The sequence below is a fragment of the Ruegeria conchae genome (assembly GCF_000192475.1).
GTDB classification, from domain to species: domain Bacteria; phylum Pseudomonadota; class Alphaproteobacteria; order Rhodobacterales; family Rhodobacteraceae; genus Ruegeria; species Ruegeria conchae.
On the sequence record NZ_AEYW01000006.1, the window covers coordinates 434,664 to 450,297 of the forward strand.

Consider the following 15,634-nt stretch of genomic DNA (forward strand, 5'->3'; position numbering starts at 1 on the left):
GCTTTGTTCTAACTTTTCGATTGGAGACTCGGCGCTGCTCGCTTATCTCTGAAAGACGTATCTGTTGGGGGCCAGAATGGCTGAGCTGAAGAATATCGAGGTGCGCGGCGCACGCGAGCATAACCTCAAAAGCATTGATGTCGACATTCCGCGTGATCAGCTGGTTGTGATCACCGGTCTTTCTGGCTCGGGCAAGTCCTCGCTGGCGTTTGACACTATCTACGCCGAAGGTCAGCGCCGCTATGTCGAAAGCTTGTCGGCTTATGCGCGGCAGTTTCTGGATATGATGGAAAAGCCCGATGTAGATCACATCAGCGGCCTGAGCCCTGCTATTTCGATCGAACAGAAGACGACGTCCAAGAATCCCCGCTCAACCGTGGGGACTGTGACCGAGATTTACGACTATCTGCGTCTGTTGTTTGCTCGTGCTGGAACGCCCTACAGCCCAGCCACAGGGCTGCCTATCGAGGCGCAGCAAGTGCAAGACATGGTCGACCGGATCATGACCATGGAGGAGGGCACCCGTGGCTATTTGCTGGCCCCAATCGTGCGGGACCGGAAGGGCGAGTACAAAAAGGAATTCCTTGAACTTCGCAAACAAGGGTTTCAGCGCGTCAAGGTCGATGGCGAGTTCTACGAGTTGGATGAACCGCCAACGCTGGATAAGAAGTTCCGCCATGATATCGACGTCGTGGTTGATCGTTTGGTTGTACGTGAAGGGATGGAAACGCGCTTGGCTGACAGCCTGCGGACAGCGCTTGATCTAGCCGATGGGATTGCAATCCTCGAAACCGCACCGAAAGAGGGTGACCCCGAGCGGATCACGTTCAGCGAAAATTTTGCCTGCCCGGTCAGTGGGTTCACGATCCCCGAGATCGAACCCCGTCTGTTTTCATTCAACGCGCCTTTCGGCGCTTGTCCCGATTGCGACGGTCTGGGGGTTGAACTGTTCTTTGATGAACGCCTCGTTGTGCCAGACCAAACGTTGAAGCTGTATGATGGGGCGTTGGCGCCGTGGCGGAAGGGAAAATCCCCGTATTTCCTACAAACCATCGAAGCCATCGCGCGGCACTATGAGTTCGACAAAAACTCGCCGTGGAAGGATTTGCCCGATAAAGTTCAGCAGGTGTTTCTGCGCGGTTCTGGCGATGAGGAAATCCAGTTCCGCTATGACGAAGGTGGTCGCGTTTATCAGGTCACGCGCAGCTTCGAGGGCGTCATTCCCAATATGGAGCGCCGATATCGCGAGACTGACAGCGCCTGGATTCGCGAAGAATTTGAGCGTTACCAGAACAATCGTCCCTGTGGCACCTGCGAGGGATATCGTCTGCGCGCAGAAGCACTGGCTGTAAAAATAGCAGGGCTGCATGTGGGGCAGGTGGTCCAGATGTCGATCCGAGAGGCATTGGCCTGGATTGAGGATGCGCCGAACCATCTGACTGCGCAAAAGAACGAAATCGCTCGGGCCATTCTGAAGGAAATCCGCGAACGGCTCGGATTTTTGAATAATGTGGGTTTGGACTATCTTACACTGTCACGTTCAAGTGGCACTTTGTCCGGTGGCGAGAGCCAGCGTATTCGTTTGGCCAGCCAAATCGGATCGGGCCTGACCGGGGTATTGTATGTACTTGATGAACCTTCGATCGGTCTGCATCAACGCGACAATGACCGGCTGTTGGGGACACTCAAGAACCTGCGCGATCAGGGAAACACCGTTATCGTCGTAGAGCACGACGAAGAGGCCATTCGCGAGGCTGACTATGTCTTCGATATTGGACCCGGGGCTGGTGTTCACGGTGGGCAGGTCGTCAGCCATGGCACGCCTGAACACATCGCTGGTGATGCGGCTTCGATTACCGGTCAGTACCTGTCTGGGACGCGTGAAATTGCGGTGCCTGCAGAGAGGCGAAAAGGTAAGAAGCAGAAGGTGAGCGTGGTCAAGGCCACCGGAAACAACCTGAAAAACGTCACGGCAGACTTTCCGCTGGGCAAGTTCGTCTGTGTTACTGGGGTCTCAGGAGGCGGTAAATCCACCCTGACGATTGAGACGTTATTCAAAACGGCCTCGATGCGGCTGAATGGTGCGCGTCAGACACCGGCGCCTTGCGAGACGATTAAAGGTCTAGAGCATCTGGATAAGGTGATTGATATCGATCAGCGTCCGATAGGCCGGACTCCGCGTTCAAATCCAGCGACTTACACCGGGGCCTTTACGCCGATCCGCGACTGGTTTGCGGGCCTGCCTGAGGCCAAGGCGCGTGGCTACAAACCCGGTCGCTTCAGCTTCAATGTAAAAGGTGGACGCTGCGAGGCCTGTCAGGGTGACGGTGTGATCAAGATCGAGATGCACTTCCTGCCTGATGTCTATGTGACTTGTGAAACCTGTAAGGGCGCGCGCTATAATCGCGAGACGCTTGAGATCAAATTCAAGGGTAAGTCTATCGCGGATGTGCTTGATATGACTGTCGAAGATGCGCAAGAGTTCTTTAAGGCCGTGCCTTCGATCCGAGACAAGATGGATGCCCTTGCGCGCGTCGGGCTGGGATATATTAAGGTCGGTCAGCAAGCAACAACGCTGTCTGGTGGTGAAGCGCAGCGCGTGAAGCTGTCGAAAGAGCTCAGCAAACGTTCGACCGGGCGAACACTATATATCCTTGATGAGCCGACAACCGGTCTTCACTTCGAAGATGTTCGTAAGCTCCTAGAAGTGCTGCACGAACTGGTGGATCAGGGAAATACGGTTGTGGTGATCGAACACAATCTGGATGTGGTGAAAACCGCCGACTGGATTATCGACATCGGTCCCGAGGGAGGCGACGGAGGCGGCCAGATCGTGGCAGAGGGCACACCTGAAGATGTCGCGGAATGCGAGAACAGTCATACCGGACGCTACCTAAAACCGATGCTCAATACTGAACGTGTGGCCGCTGAATAGCGAACTCTAGTAGAGGATATCGGCAACTGCGCCGATGAGGTTCAACACTTTGCGCGTGTCCGGGTCGATTGAATAGACATAGTCACCGGCACGCACATAGTTGCCACCGCGCCGCAATCCATAGCGATAAGGGTCGTCAATCCAGATGTAGTCATCAAGCCGATCACCCTTTCGGTAGAGCTTTTTGACCTGCCCGGGTGGCACGCAAGGCACAGCCTTTTTCGCAAGCCCCGGAGGGCAATGGCCAGCATTGCTACGCACCACACCAGATTGCGGAGCGACTCGTTCGACCTGCAACTTGGACTTGTTTTTACCTTTACCATTGCCATTCCCGGCCAACGCTACGGCTGGGCTCAGCGCAATCAGGGCGATCATTGAAAGGCAGGTCAGAATTTTCATCGAGGCGCACTCCGGCGTGGGTGTTTGTATTTGCTTGTACAATACCCAATCACGTAGGAGCGCGCCTCCTTGTATTCCAGCCCTGTGCGGTTTTCCGCTGCCAGAGTGTTAGCTTCGGCCGCGCTTCTCGAACCGTGGCAACATGGCGCTGAAATCGCGACCTAAGCCATTTTCGTGTTCGACAAACTGTTCATAAAGCTTCGTTGCGATTTTTCCCATGGGAGTATCTGCATCAGCGCTTTCTGCAGCCTGTTGGCTGAGGCGAAGATCTTTCAGCATCAACTCGGCGGCAAAGCCAGGGGTATAATCATTGTCAGAAGGGCTTTCGGGGCCAACACCCGGCGCGGGGCAATACGCATTCATCGCCCAACTGTAGCCAGAAGAAGTACTTACCACATCAAACATTTTTTGGCGGTCCAACCCTAGCTTGTCAGCCAGTGCAAATGCCTCGCAGGTGGCAATCATGGTGACGCCGAGGATCATGTTGTTGCAGATTTTGGCGGCTTGACCAGCGCCCGCCTCGCCGCAGTGAACCGCTTTCTGGCCCATGATTTCAAACAAAGGGGCGGCTTTGGCAAAAGCGGTATCAGAACCACCAGCCATAAAGGTCAGCGTGCCGGCCGCGGCACCGCCAATTCCACCAGAAACCGGAGCATCCACCGAGAGCAGACCGGCGTCTGTGGCTTGCTGGGCCACGGCGCGGGCGCTGTCGACATCTACCGTCGAACAGTCGATCAGAACCGCACCGCCCTGCATCGCAGGAATGACCTCATTGGCCACGGTGCGCAGTATTTTGCCATTGGGAAGCATGGTGATGACCGCCTCTGCGCCAGAAACGGCTTGGGCCCCTGACGCGGCTATCGTCACACCATCGATCGATATGTCTGCCATGTCATGGCCGACCACTTCATGACCGGCCGCTGCCAAATTGGCTGCCATCGGGGCGCCCATGTTGCCCAGTCCAATGAATGCGATTTTCATCCCTTACTCCTCTGAAAAGGTCAGCGCGTTCTCACCTAATGGTTGCAACATATTAGAGACTGCCGCCGCAGGTACGTTCATATCTGCAAATTGCCAGTTTGGATTGCGATCCTTGTCTATGATCTGTGCGCGAATGCCTTCCAGAAAATCTCCGTGTTCCATCGCGCGATAGGTAAAGCGATACTCCATCTCCAAAGCCTTGCGCAGGGTCAGATTTGGTCCGCGCAACCGATGCAGCATTTCGATGCAACAGGCCATCGAAATCGGTGCGTTTCGTTTAAGGCCATTGAGAGTTTCCGAAGAAAACTCTAGGCCGTCGCTACGCAGGATGTTCAGGATATCGGTCAGGCTTTCTCCGCCGAAAAACGCGTCGATCTGAGGTTGGAGCTCGGCCAGTTTGCCTTTCGGGAGAGTTTCAGTGTGCTCTTCAACAATTTCTGCACGACCGGAAGCTTCCAACATTTCGATAAGGCCCGCCCAGCGGTCTTGCGGAATGAAATGATCAGCGAAGCCAGCAAAGATTGCGTCATCGGGCCCCATTCGGTAGCCGGTTGTTCCCAAATACTCACCCAGACGCCCTGGCGCCAGCGCCAACATCAGTGTTCCGCCCACATCGGGGACCAGACCGATCGAACACTCCGGCATAGCAATCTGCGAGCTTTCACCAACAACGCGATGACTGCCATGGCAGCCAATGCCGACACCGCCGCCCATGGTAAAGCCTTGCAGAAAACTGATCACAGGTTTGGGGTATTCAAAGATTATGGCATTCAGCCGATATTCGTCGCGCCAGAAGGTACGGCCGTAATCGTAATCGCCATTGGTGCCAGTTGCGTATAGCTCTGCAATGTCGCCACCCGCACAAAAAGCCTTTTCACCCTCGGCGTCAAAAATGATCAGATCGACTGCATCATCCTCACGCCAACTCCGGAGAGCGGTGTCGATGGCCATGCACATCTCATAGCTAAGTGCATTCAGGGCCTTTGGGCGAGTTAACGTGATGCGCCCGGCGCGCCCTACGGTACGTATATCGATGTCAGCCATTGGACCCTCAGCGGTTCGCCAGCATTTGCCGTGCAACGATGACGCGCATTATTTCGTTGGTGCCTTCAAGTATCTGGTGCACGCGCAAATCGCGCACAAGCTTTTCGATGCCATAGTCGGCCAGATAACCGTAGCCGCCATGCAATTGCAGGCACTGGTCAACCACCTTCGATCCGGTCTCGGTGACGAATTTTTTCGCCATGGCGCAGAATTTAGTGGCATCAGGCGCGCCCTGATCCAGTTTCCACGCTGCTTGCCTCAGGAAGGTGCGGGCGGCCTGCAATTCGATCTCCATATCGGCGAGGCGGAACTGCAGCGCTTGGAACTGATCGATGGATTGGCCGAATGCTTTGCGCTCGGACATGTATTGTAGCGTCATGTCCAGACCTTTCTGCGCTGCACCTAATGAGCATGAAGCAATATTCAGGCGTCCGCCGTCCAGCCCCATCATGGCGTATTTGAATCCGTCGCCTTCTGCACCGACCAAGTTTCCCGCGGGGATCTTACAGTCATCAAACTGGACCTGCGCGGTGGGCTGGCTTTTCCAGCCCATTTTCTGCTCTAAAGCGCCAAAGCTAAGGCCGGGGGTCCCGTCTTCGACATAGACCGTCGAAATTCCCTTGGGACCATCCTCACCCGTGCGGACCATGCAGACATAGGCATCCGAATATCCGCCGCCCGAGATGAAAGCCTTGGAGCCGTTCAGGGTGTATCCCTCGTTCGTGCGTTCAGCCCGGGTTTTCAAAGCGGCTGCGTCTGAGCCGGAACCAGGTTCCGTCAGGCAATAGCTGAGCACCGTCTCAAGGCTGAGAATGTCAGGCATGATGCGCGATTTCAGATCATCACTGGCAAAGCTGTCCAGCATTTTGGCGCACATGTTGTGGATCGACAGGAAAGCCGCGACCGAGGGGCAGGCCATCGACAGGGCTTCGAACACCAGCGTCGCATCAAGGCGGCTCAGGCCTGATCCGCCACCTTCTTCCGTGACGTAGAGGGCGCCAAAACCAAGTTCGCCAATCTTGGGCCAAAGATCTTTCGGGATCGTGCCGTCAGCTTCCCATTGGCGCGCGAATGGGGCGATATGTTCCTGGCCAAAGGCATAGGCCATATCAAAAATGGCTGTCTGTTCTTCGGTCAACGCGAAATCCATGGCGGTGGTCCCTGTATACTGCAGAATTGAACAAGCGTTTTATTCTTCAATCCTTACAGAAATTTTTCAACGGCGGCAAACACTGCGGCCGGGTTTGGGAGAATTACTTGCCTGCGCTATACTGAGGAAATTCAAAAGATCGATTTTATGGAGTATTCTGATGCCGTCACACAAAATGGCCGTGATCGCCATTCACGGAATGGGAAGCCAATACAGACCCCAAGGGCAACCTGCATCGACAACCCCAACATTTTCGAAAGGACTGAAGCGGCGCGTCGCGAACCGGATCGGAGCCGATATGAGCCATGTGATCTGGCATGAGGTTGTATGGGCGCAAATCCTGCAGGGTCGGCAGAAAGATTATCTGCGCAAGATCAACCGTAGTTTGGGCTATGACAAGCTGCGCGAGTTTGTTGTGTGCAACTTGTCGGATGCTGCCTCATATCGCCCAACGCCGGATGACGGTGACAAAATCTATGATGCGATCCACAAGAAAATCGAGAATGTGATGGGTGTGGTCAAACATCAGGTAGGCCATGACGGCCCCGTCCTGATACTGGCCCACTCACTGGGCGGGCACATAATGTCCAACTATATCTACGATATGCAGAGGCATCTGCGGCAGGGTGGATCGCCGGTTCATCCGACACATGTAGAAAACATGAAAACAGTCGCGGGGATCGTGACCTTCGGATGCAATATTCCGATCTTCTTATTCGCGTATCCCGAGAATGAGATATTCCCGATTATGGCTCCTAATCGCGAGCTTCCACCCGCGCTCCGGTTTACGACATGGTGGCATAACTACTATGATCGTCACGATGTTCTTGGGTTTCCGTTGGGCAAAAGCGCGCCGAGCTATGCGCAGCTGGCACAAAGCAGAGCCTTGAAAGACAAACCAATCAATGCGGGCAAAATATTTACGTCTTGGAACCCGTTCTCGCACAACGGATATTGGACAGACCGGGACCTGTACGAACCGGTGGCAGAACGGATTAAGGATATTCTGGCCGCAGTCTGAAACTACAAATCAGCGTGAAATTCTTCGATCAGATGGCTAACCACGGCTTTCCCTGGATCATCTCCGCGCGCGACAGCCTCGGCATGAACGCGACGTTGGCGGGTTGAAGAAGTGCCGGTCTCGGCAATGTGCCTTAGACGTGCAATCTCGGTCATCGTGCCGAGCGCTTCCGTATCTTCAGCCAGCATACCCATGAGTTCACCCATCAGTTCGGCCATCGGCTTGATCGAGCGATCCCCGAAATCAATCAGCCCTTCGCCAACGCCATAGCGTTGCGCGCGCCAGCGATTTTCGCCGATCAGGAACTTGTCATATTGCCGCCAACGTAGATTGCGCGCTTTCAGACGGCATAACATCCGGGTCAAGGCTTGCGCCAAAGCCGCCAAAGACAATGTGTGTTCCAGCCGGGGCTGGACATCCATGATCCGGGTTTCAAGCGTTGGAAAGCGGTGCGAAGGGCGCAGGTCCCACCAGATTTTTGAGGTATCTTCGATCACCCCGAGTTCGACCAAAACTCCGGTTGTACGTTCATATTCGCCCCAACTACTGAATACCGGAGGTAAACCGGTTCTGGGCAAGTTATCGAATACGGTCAACCGATAGGAGGATAGGCCCGTATCCTCTCCATTCCAGTAAGGTGACGAAGTAGACAAAGCCAGGAGATGCGGCAGAAAGTAAGACAGCTGTGGCATCAGATCGGCGCGCAGGGCCTGGTTTTCGATCCCCACATGCACGTGCATCCCACAGATCAGCATTCGGCGTGCAACGCCGCCAAGAGCGTGCTGCAATGCGTCATAGCGCTCTCTTCTTGTATGATGCTGATCTTTCCAGTTTGCGAATGGATGGCAGGAAACCGCGATTGGTGCCATATTGTATTCAGCCGCGCGCTTTGAGACACAGGACCGCAACCGCTTTAGGTCTTCTCGGGCGGATTTGATGGTGGCGTGCGGGCGGGTTCCGACCTCGATCTGGCATTGCAGAAATTCGGGGCTGACCTGACCTTCGAAATCACTTTGACAGGCTTCGATCAACGCGGTTGGGGCATGTGCAAGCTGCAAGCTGTCGCGATCAACCAGCAGATACTCTTCCTCAATGCCTAACGTGAATTCCTGCTGCATGGCGGTCCTCGTCGTTCAATTCCAATCAGTGAATACGGAATTTTCTCTTTTGCCAAGGGTTTGGCTCAAGGGTTCTTGCAGAGGTGCCGCGAGCAAAGGTAAGGAAAGGCGCAACGCAGATTGGAGCCATCCTTGTGAAACCCAGAAAATTTCCACAGATCAACGCTGCTCTGGACGAGTTAGGAGTGAAGCTGATCGACAAGGTCACGGAACAGGATGAACGGGCGCGGCTTGAAGCGTTTGAGCGGGCAGGGGGGCTGACCCGTCCGGCATACGCTTTGTCACCAGGGATGGAAGAGTTCGATATCACACAGTTGGTGGACGAGTACACGCGATACGCCGATGATCTTGCGGCGCTGAAAGATCCTGCGCGTAATCAGACAGGTTATGAAACCAACAACGGGTATTATGATAGCCCGGACGCGGATGCGCTTTATCTTATGATCCGCTGCTTTCAGCCAAAACGCGTGATCGAAGTCGGCTGCGGAAACTCGACCCGCGTGACACGCCAAGCGATAATCGACGGGGCCCTTGATACGACCATCACCGCAATTGATCCGTATCCGCGCGCCGATATCGCTCATGTCGTTGATCGGTTCGAGCAAAAGCGACTGGAAGAGGTCGATCCCGCAATATTCGAACAGCTTGAAGCCGGAGACGTTCTTTTCATCGATTCAAGCCACGTGGTCCGGATGAGCAATGACGTGGCTCATCTATTCTGTCGGATCATTCCGGCGCTGAAACCGGGCGTTGTCATCCACGTCCACGATGTTTTTCTGCCTTACGAATATCCTAAGCGGTTCTTCTATGATTGTCCGGGTTGGGGCGAGCAATACATGCTGCACGCCTTGCTGCAATCTGGCTTCTATTCAATGCTTTGGCCCGGATATTATTTGCAACAGGAACGCCCCGACGCGGTGGAGGCATTACCGTTTCTGAAAGACGGTCGCGCGCAGAGCATATGGGTGCAGCTCAAAGAAAAATGATCAACATGTGATCCGGTTTGCTAAAAGGCCCGTAATCCTCTGCATAACAAGCTGGAGAGGAGTTAACAGCCATGTTCCGTCGCACATTCATGGGCGCTGCCGCCGCATTTGCACTTGCACTACCCGTCAAAGCACAGGCCGCAGATATCGTCGATACGGCAGTCGCCGCCGGGTCGTTTAACACTCTGGTCGCCGCCGTTCAGGCCGCTGGTTTGGTTGATACGTTGAAAGGCGATGGGCCTTTCACTGTCTTCGCACCCACAGACGAGGCTTTTGCCGCTCTGCCTGAAGGCACCGTTGAAACTCTTCTTCTTCCAGAGAACAAGGATCAGTTGGTAGCGATCCTGACCTATCATGTTGTGCCAGCCAAAGTGATGTCTGGTGACATCGCTGGGAAACGAGCAAAGGTTCTGACCGTACAAGGTGATCGTCTGAGCGTGAATGCAAAGAATGGTGTGAAAGTTAACGGCGCCGAAGTTGTACAGGCTGATATCGAAGCCAGTAACGGCGTCATTCACGTTGTAGATGAAGTGATTATCCCTGAATAAATTTACCACTTCCAAATCTTAAAAAGCCCCGTTCCTGATGGACGGGGCTTTTTGAATTCCTGGTAGAAATTTGCCGTTTAAACCAAACGTACCTGAGTACCGACTTTCACCAGCGGATACAGCTCTTCTACATGTTGGTTATAAAGACCGATACAGCCAGACGAGCTTTGGCGTCCGATCTTGCGGGTATCGTGGGTGCCGTGAACCAAGTAGGCAGGCCAGCCAAGATACATGGCGCGGGTCCCCAACGGGTTTCCAGGTTCGCCACCCTCCATGCGAACCGGCAACGATGGATCGCGTTCGCGCATTGATGCAGTTGGTGTCCAGCTTGGGTTCTCCGCTTTGCGCGTGACTTTGGTATAGCCGCGCTTGGTCAGCTCTTCGCTCATCGGGACAGAGCTGGGATAGAGCTTATAGGTTCCATCTGGCCCCCAGTAATGCACAGCTCGGCTGGTGATATCGGCCAACAATGCACCAACACCCAACTCGTCAAAGTGATCCTGCCAATTCTGCTGCGAGAATGACGATACATTGCGACGGACGGGTAATTGTGTGCTGATCGCCTCTTCATCTTGCGGGAATGCATCGATGCTTTGGGCGCGTAGGATGGCTGGTGTCGCAATCAGAGATGCGGCGCCCAACAGGGCGTGGCGGCGGGTCAAACGATTTTGGGACAATGTTGCCTCCGGAATGATACGAACTGCTCGATTAGTTGATTTGGCGATAAAATATTGGTGATTGCCTGACTTTTCCAGAGGTAGGCCTCTGAATTTCTCGTGAGGTGTCTGAACCAGCAGGAACAGGCCCAAAACGAAAGAAACCCGGCCTGCGTTAGGCCGGGCTTCCTAATTAATGATCTATTAGATCAGTCCATGGCTTTGAAGTTGAACTCGCCGCCTTCCTTGATACCCGACGGCCAGCGCGATGTGACAGTCTTGGTGCGCGAGTAGAACTTGAAGCTGTCCGGGCCGTGCTGGTTCAGGTCACCGAACATGGACTTCTTCCAGCCACCGAAGGTGTGATAGGCCAGCGGAACCGGGATCGGCACGTTAATACCAACCATGCCGATGTTGATCCGGCTGGCGAAATCACGTGCGGTGTCGCCGTCGCGGGTGAAGATCGCGGTGCCGTTGCCGTATTCATGATCCATCGCCAGTTTCAGCGCTTCTTCATAAGAACCCGCGCGGACGGTCGACAGGACCGGGCCAAAGATCTCTTGCTTATAGATGTCCATGTCGGGCGTGACGTTGTCGAACAGGTGCGGGCCGACAAAGAAACCGTCCTCATAACCCTGCAGGCTGAAGTCACGGTTGTCGACAACCAGCTTCGCGCCTTGCTCAACGCCCGAGTTGATCAGGCCAAGGATACGTTCTTTCGCAGCGGCAGTGACCACCGGACCCATGTCAACGTCGTCACCTGCTGTGTAGGGGCCGACTTTCAGCTTTTCGACACGCGGGATCAGTTTTTCGATCAGTGCGTCTGCGGTTTCTTCGCCAACCGGTACAGCGACCGAGATTGCCATGCAGCGTTCGCCAGCTGCGCCAAAGCCAGCACCGACCAGCGCGTCAGCGGCCTGATCCAGATCGGCGTCAGGCATAACGATCATGTGGTTCTTGGCGCCACCGAAGCACTGTGCGCGTTTGCCGTTGGCGGTTGCACGAGCGTAGATGTATTGCGCGATCGGGGTTGAACCCACGAACGACACGCCCTGAATGATCTCACTGTCCAGCAAGGTATCCACGGCCTCTTTGTCGCCGTTCACAACCTGGAACACGCCTTTGGGCAGACCAGCTTCGACAAACAGTTCAGCCAGCATCAATGGAACAGAAGGGTCACGCTCGGACGGTTTCAGAACAACTGCGTTGCCGCAGGCTAGTGCCGGGCCGACATGCCACAACGGCATCATGGCCGGGAAGTTGAACGGCATGATCGAGGCGACCACACCCAGCGGCTGACGCATCGAATACATATCGATGCCCGGGCCCGCGCTGTCGGTGAATTCACCTTTCAGCATCTGGGGGGCGCCGATGCAGTATTCGATCACTTCCAGACCGCGCTGCAGGTCACCCTTGGCGTCCGGGATGGTCTTGCCATGTTCACGGCTGAGCGCCTCGGCCAGCTTGTCCATGTCGCGGTTCATCAAGCCAACCATCGCCATCAAAACGCGCGCGCGCTTCTGCGGGTTGGTTGCGCCCCAAGCGACCTGAGCAGCTGCTGCGTCTTCGATCGCTGCGGTGGTCTCGGCGACACTTGCCATCGGGCATTGGTACTGCACTTCGCCCGTTGCCGGGTTGAACACATCGTCAAAGCGGCCAGATGTGCCGGCGACATGTTCGCCGTTGATGAAATGGGTCAGGTTCTGCATGGCAAGTTCCTCCGGATTAGGTTGCGCGCAGAATAGACTTGCGAAAATCACCTGAACAGAGGCAATATTTCAAATCAGTTTTGCAAAAATGCAAAGGGTAGGGCATGACGCCGAATTGGGATGATTTGCGGGTTTTCCTGGCAGTTGCTCGCGACGAAAGCCTTTCGGGGGCGGGGCGGGTTCTTAAGATAGACCCGGCGACTGTCGGTCGCAGAATCGCGCGATTGGAAGCGGCTTTGGACGCGGTGTTGTTCACGAAATCACAGCAGGGCTATGTGTTGACGACTGCGGGACAGCGTCTCATGGAGCATGGGCTACAGGCAGAAGAGGCTATGCGCGCGGCGACAGGTGTCATGTCGGGTTCCGCCAAGTCGCTGAGTGGTCAGATCAGAATTGGTGCGCCGGATGGAAGTGCCAATTACCTTTTGCCGCAGGTCTGCGCCAAGATCAGCGATGCGAATCCTGACCTCGATATTCAGATTTTGGCGTTGCCGCGCATTATCAACCTATCCCGGCGAGAGGCCGATATGGCGGTCACTGTCAGTGCGCCCACTGCCGGGCAATTGCTGGTTCAAAAGATATCCGATTATCGGCTGCACATGGTCGCCACGAAAGATTACCTGAATCGCCACGCTGAAATTAGATCCATTGAGGATCTGAAAGGGCACAGGATGATCGGCTATATCCCGGACATGATCTTCGATCGGGAACTTGACTACCTCAACGATATTGGTGTTGAGCGTGTCGCGCTTGCATCAAACTCGGTCTCAGTTCAGTTGCGGCAGGTGTCGCTGGGCACCGGGGTTTGTGTTGCGCATGATTTTACATTGCCGTTCCACCGGGGATTGCAAAAAATACTGACGGATCAGGTAAGTCTGACCCGGGGGTTCTATCTGGTCCGCCATCAGGGTGACCAGCGCAATGAGCGGTTGAATCGGTTTGCCGAAGCACTAACACGTGGCCTGCGGGACGAAGTAGCGCGGCTGGAAGCCGAAGCTTCACCTTGACACCTTCAGACATTCCGGCAACGCTTAGAAAACAGTACGTTATTCCGGAGGTTTTTGCAGATGCTCGTTCAGGCCATTCTCAAGTCCAAAGCTGGCAGCGGCGTAGTGACGGTCGAACCATCGGCGTCGGTCTCGCAGGCCGCCGCAATCCTGGCGGAGAATCGGATCGGCACTGTGATCGTTTCCGAAGATGGCGGGCAGACGGCATCGGGCATCCTGTCCGAACGTGATATCGTGCGCGAGCTGGCGGCCAGTGGTAGCGGGTGTCTGGACAAGCCGGTCAGTACCTACATGACCAAGAAACTTGTAACAGCCAGCCAGCAGGACTCGGTCGAATCCATCCTGTCACAAATGACGGAAGGTCGATTTCGCCATATGCCGGTTCTGGAAGAGGGCAAACTGGTCGGAATCGTAACGCTGGGCGATGCGGTCAAGGCGCAACTGGCTGAACTTGCTATGGAAAAAGACGCGCTTGAAGGCATGATCATGGGCCACTGAACGCGGAGGCTGTTTCAGCCTCTTGCACCTGCGGCAAAGTTATGTTTGCTTGCGCAGAAATTTTGTTGCGCTGGAGAGCCCTATGCGGGTTGGATTATATCCCGGTACCTTTGACCCAATCACATTGGGCCATATCGACATCATTCGCCGTGCCGCTGCATTGGTGGATAAGCTTGTGATTGGCGTCGCTATCAACCGCGACAAGGGCCCTCTGTTTTCTTTGGAAGAACGAGTCTCGATGATCGAAGCCGAGTGTGCGCATCTCACCGAACAGACCGGAACCGAAATCGTAGCGCACCCATTTGAAAACCTGCTGATCGATTGTGCACGAGATGTCGGGGCGCAAATCATTGTGCGCGGTCTGCGCGCGGTCGCGGATTTCGAGTACGAATTCCAGATGGTCGGCATGAACCGCGCGCTGGACGACTCGATTGAAACGGTCTTCCTAATGGCCGAGGCTCGGCATCAGGCGATTGCCTCGAAACTGGTCAAAGAAATCGCCAGGTTGAATGGGGACGTGTCGAAATTCGTCACGCCCCGCGTCAATGAAGCTCTGCGTGAGCGTTTAGGCTAGGGCACCCATCGCGGCGGCCGTGTCCAGCATTCGGTTCGAGAAGCCCCACTCATTGTCGTACCAAGCGAGGACGCGCACCAGCGTGCCGTCGGTTACTTTGGTTTCAGCCAGCGAAACGGTCGAGCTGTGCGAGTCGTGGTTAAAATCGATCGATATCAGGGGGCGATTCTCGGCTGCCAAAACGCCGGGGACCTTCGCGGCGGCTTCTACGAAGAGGGTATTGACCTCCTCTTCGGTTGTTGGGCGTGATACTTCGGCGACCAGGTCAACAACTGAGACATTGGGCGTAGGCACGCGAATGGCTTGCCCGGTCAACTTTCCGGCCAGTTGTGGCAATACCAGACCCACTGCAGACGCCGCGCCGGTTGTCGTGGGAATCATCGACAGTGCTGCTGCGCGCGACAGGTAGGGGTCTTTCCCAGCTGTGTCATGAACCGGTTGGCTCGCCGTGTAGGCATGAACGGTTGTCATATTGCCGTGCTTGATGCCAAGCCCAGCGTCCAGTGCTGCGGCCACGGGCGACAGGCAGTTGGTAGTACACGAGGCGTTCGAGACAACGATATCGTCAGCGGTAAGCTCATGATCGTTTACGCCAAAGACAACAGTCTTCACGCCACCATCGCCACGGGCAGGGGCAGAAATCAATACTTTCTTTGATCCGTTTTTCAGGTGCCGCTCGGCTGCTTCACGGGTCCTGAAAACTCCGGTGCATTCCAGAACAACATCCACATCTGACCAATCCAGTGCTTCGGGATCACGCTCGCTGGTCAAGCGGATTGATCCGGCACCGACGTCCAGGCCGGAATCGCTGAGCGTTACCGGGTTGGGATAACGGCCATGCACACTGTCGAATTCGAACAGATGAGCGTTCATTTCCGGCTTTGCCAGATCGTTAATAGCGACGATTTCAACATCGGTGCGTCCGGATTCCATGACGGCTCGCAATACGCCTCGTCCGATCCGTCCAAATCCGTTGATTGCTAGCTTGAGTGTCATAATGCGCTCCGT

Annotated in this window: 15 protein-coding genes; 7 read left to right on the top strand and 8 right to left on the bottom strand. The window is 55.1% G+C overall.

Features of this window, described 5'->3' with window-relative positions:
* The first annotated feature begins 76 nt into the window (after positions 1-76).
* Positions 77-2,935: an excinuclease ABC subunit UvrA gene (gene uvrA / locus G7G_RS0106625; protein ID WP_010439812.1), complete on the top strand. Its 2,859-nt coding sequence runs from the start codon at positions 77-79 to the stop codon at positions 2,933-2,935.
* A 6-nt stretch (positions 2,936-2,941) separates the two neighbouring features.
* On the opposite strand, the gene G7G_RS0106630 is transcribed toward uvrA, so the two are convergent.
* From G7G_RS0106630 to G7G_RS0106645, 4 genes are all read right to left on the bottom strand, one after another.
* Complete coding sequence (locus G7G_RS0106630) at positions 2,942-3,334, bottom strand: hypothetical protein (RefSeq protein ID WP_010439814.1); 393 nt, start codon at positions 3,332-3,334, stop codon at positions 2,942-2,944.
* A 108-nt stretch (positions 3,335-3,442) separates the two neighbouring features.
* On the bottom strand, positions 3,443-4,315 hold the full coding sequence (gene mmsB, locus G7G_RS0106635) for a 3-hydroxyisobutyrate dehydrogenase (protein ID WP_010439816.1): 873 nt from the start codon (positions 4,313-4,315) through the stop codon (positions 3,443-3,445).
* A gap of 3 nt (positions 4,316-4,318) precedes the next feature.
* A complete protein-coding gene (locus G7G_RS0106640; protein ID WP_010439819.1) occupies positions 4,319-5,359 on the bottom strand; it encodes an enoyl-CoA hydratase/isomerase family protein in 1,041 nt (346 codons plus the stop codon).
* 7 nt (positions 5,360-5,366) lie between these two features.
* Complete coding sequence (locus tag G7G_RS0106645) at positions 5,367-6,509, bottom strand: acyl-CoA dehydrogenase family protein (RefSeq protein ID WP_010439822.1); 1,143 nt, start codon at positions 6,507-6,509, stop codon at positions 5,367-5,369.
* Between the two features lie 160 nt (positions 6,510-6,669).
* Between G7G_RS0106645 and G7G_RS0106650 the strand changes: the two genes are divergently transcribed.
* A complete protein-coding gene (locus tag G7G_RS0106650) occupies positions 6,670-7,530 on the top strand; it encodes a hypothetical protein (protein ID WP_010439825.1) in 861 nt (286 codons plus the stop codon).
* 2 nt (positions 7,531-7,532) lie between these two features.
* Here the strand turns inward: G7G_RS0106650 and G7G_RS0106655 are convergent, their stop codons facing one another.
* A complete protein-coding gene (locus G7G_RS0106655; protein ID WP_010439828.1) occupies positions 7,533-8,648 on the bottom strand; it encodes a carboxylate-amine ligase in 1,116 nt (371 codons plus the stop codon).
* Between the two features lie 134 nt (positions 8,649-8,782).
* Here G7G_RS0106655 and G7G_RS0106660 point away from each other — a divergent pair, with 134 nt between their 5' ends.
* Together G7G_RS0106660 and G7G_RS0106665 are read left to right on the top strand one after the other, a co-directional pair.
* Positions 8,783-9,634, top strand: a complete 852-nt coding sequence (locus tag G7G_RS0106660) for a class I SAM-dependent methyltransferase (protein WP_010439831.1) — start codon at positions 8,783-8,785, stop codon at positions 9,632-9,634.
* Between the two features lie 71 nt (positions 9,635-9,705).
* Positions 9,706-10,182, top strand: coding sequence for a fasciclin domain-containing protein (locus tag G7G_RS0106665; RefSeq protein ID WP_010439833.1), 477 nt, complete (start codon positions 9,706-9,708; stop codon positions 10,180-10,182).
* A gap of 77 nt (positions 10,183-10,259) precedes the next feature.
* On the opposite strand, the gene G7G_RS0106670 is transcribed toward G7G_RS0106665, so the two are convergent.
* Both G7G_RS0106670 and G7G_RS0106675 read right to left on the bottom strand, forming a co-directional pair.
* Positions 10,260-10,859, bottom strand: a complete 600-nt coding sequence (locus G7G_RS0106670; RefSeq protein ID WP_029621788.1) for a L,D-transpeptidase — start codon at positions 10,857-10,859, stop codon at positions 10,260-10,262.
* Positions 10,860-11,047: 188 nt separating this feature from the next.
* Entirely contained in the window at positions 11,048-12,547 is a 1,500-nt protein-coding gene (locus tag G7G_RS0106675) for a CoA-acylating methylmalonate-semialdehyde dehydrogenase (RefSeq protein WP_010439837.1), read from the bottom strand.
* A gap of 104 nt (positions 12,548-12,651) precedes the next feature.
* Between G7G_RS0106675 and G7G_RS0106680 the strand changes: the two genes are divergently transcribed.
* The 3 genes from G7G_RS0106680 (at position 12,652) to coaD (ending at position 14,626) form a co-directional block, all read left to right on the top strand.
* Positions 12,652-13,554, top strand: coding sequence for a LysR family transcriptional regulator (locus tag G7G_RS0106680; protein ID WP_010439839.1), 903 nt, complete (start codon positions 12,652-12,654; stop codon positions 13,552-13,554).
* A 60-nt stretch (positions 13,555-13,614) separates the two neighbouring features.
* Complete coding sequence (locus G7G_RS0106685) at positions 13,615-14,052, top strand: CBS domain-containing protein (RefSeq protein ID WP_010439840.1); 438 nt, start codon at positions 13,615-13,617, stop codon at positions 14,050-14,052.
* 82 nt (positions 14,053-14,134) lie between these two features.
* On the top strand, positions 14,135-14,626 hold the full coding sequence (gene coaD / locus G7G_RS0106690) for a pantetheine-phosphate adenylyltransferase (protein WP_010439842.1): 492 nt from the start codon (positions 14,135-14,137) through the stop codon (positions 14,624-14,626).
* Here the strand turns inward: coaD and gap are convergent.
* Positions 14,618-15,622: a type I glyceraldehyde-3-phosphate dehydrogenase gene (gene gap, locus G7G_RS0106695; protein ID WP_010439844.1), complete on the bottom strand. Its 1,005-nt coding sequence runs from the start codon at positions 15,620-15,622 to the stop codon at positions 14,618-14,620. The two genes, coaD and gap, sit on opposite strands and share 9 nt — an antisense overlap.
* Positions 15,623-15,634 lie beyond the last annotated feature (12 nt).

What these genes read in the sequence shown, in the direction of transcription:
- uvrA (WP_010439812.1), top strand. Translation starts at nt 77, where the DNA reads ATGGCTGAGCTGAAGAATATCGAGGTGCGCGGCGCACGCGAGCATAAC.
- G7G_RS0106630 (WP_010439814.1), bottom strand. Translation starts at nt 3,334, where the DNA reads ATGAAAATTCTGACCTGCCTTTCAATGATCGCCCTGATTGCGCTGAGC.
- mmsB (WP_010439816.1), bottom strand. Translation starts at nt 4,315, where the DNA reads ATGAAAATCGCATTCATTGGACTGGGCAACATGGGCGCCCCGATGGCA.
- G7G_RS0106640 (WP_010439819.1), bottom strand. Translation starts at nt 5,359, where the DNA reads ATGGCTGACATCGATATACGTACCGTAGGGCGCGCCGGGCGCATCACG.
- G7G_RS0106645 (WP_010439822.1), bottom strand. Translation starts at nt 6,509, where the DNA reads ATGGATTTCGCGTTGACCGAAGAACAGACAGCCATTTTTGATATGGCC.
- G7G_RS0106650 (WP_010439825.1), top strand. Translation starts at nt 6,670, where the DNA reads ATGCCGTCACACAAAATGGCCGTGATCGCCATTCACGGAATGGGAAGC.
- G7G_RS0106655 (WP_010439828.1), bottom strand. Translation starts at nt 8,648, where the DNA reads ATGCAGCAGGAATTCACGTTAGGCATTGAGGAAGAGTATCTGCTGGTT.
- G7G_RS0106665 (WP_010439833.1), top strand. Translation starts at nt 9,706, where the DNA reads ATGTTCCGTCGCACATTCATGGGCGCTGCCGCCGCATTTGCACTTGCA.
- G7G_RS0106675 (WP_010439837.1), bottom strand. Translation starts at nt 12,547, where the DNA reads ATGCAGAACCTGACCCATTTCATCAACGGCGAACATGTCGCCGGCACA.
- G7G_RS0106680 (WP_010439839.1), top strand. Translation starts at nt 12,652, where the DNA reads ATGACGCCGAATTGGGATGATTTGCGGGTTTTCCTGGCAGTTGCTCGC.
- G7G_RS0106685 (WP_010439840.1), top strand. Translation starts at nt 13,615, where the DNA reads ATGCTCGTTCAGGCCATTCTCAAGTCCAAAGCTGGCAGCGGCGTAGTG.
- coaD (WP_010439842.1), top strand. Translation starts at nt 14,135, where the DNA reads ATGCGGGTTGGATTATATCCCGGTACCTTTGACCCAATCACATTGGGC.
- gap (WP_010439844.1), bottom strand. Translation starts at nt 15,622, where the DNA reads ATGACACTCAAGCTAGCAATCAACGGATTTGGACGGATCGGACGAGGC.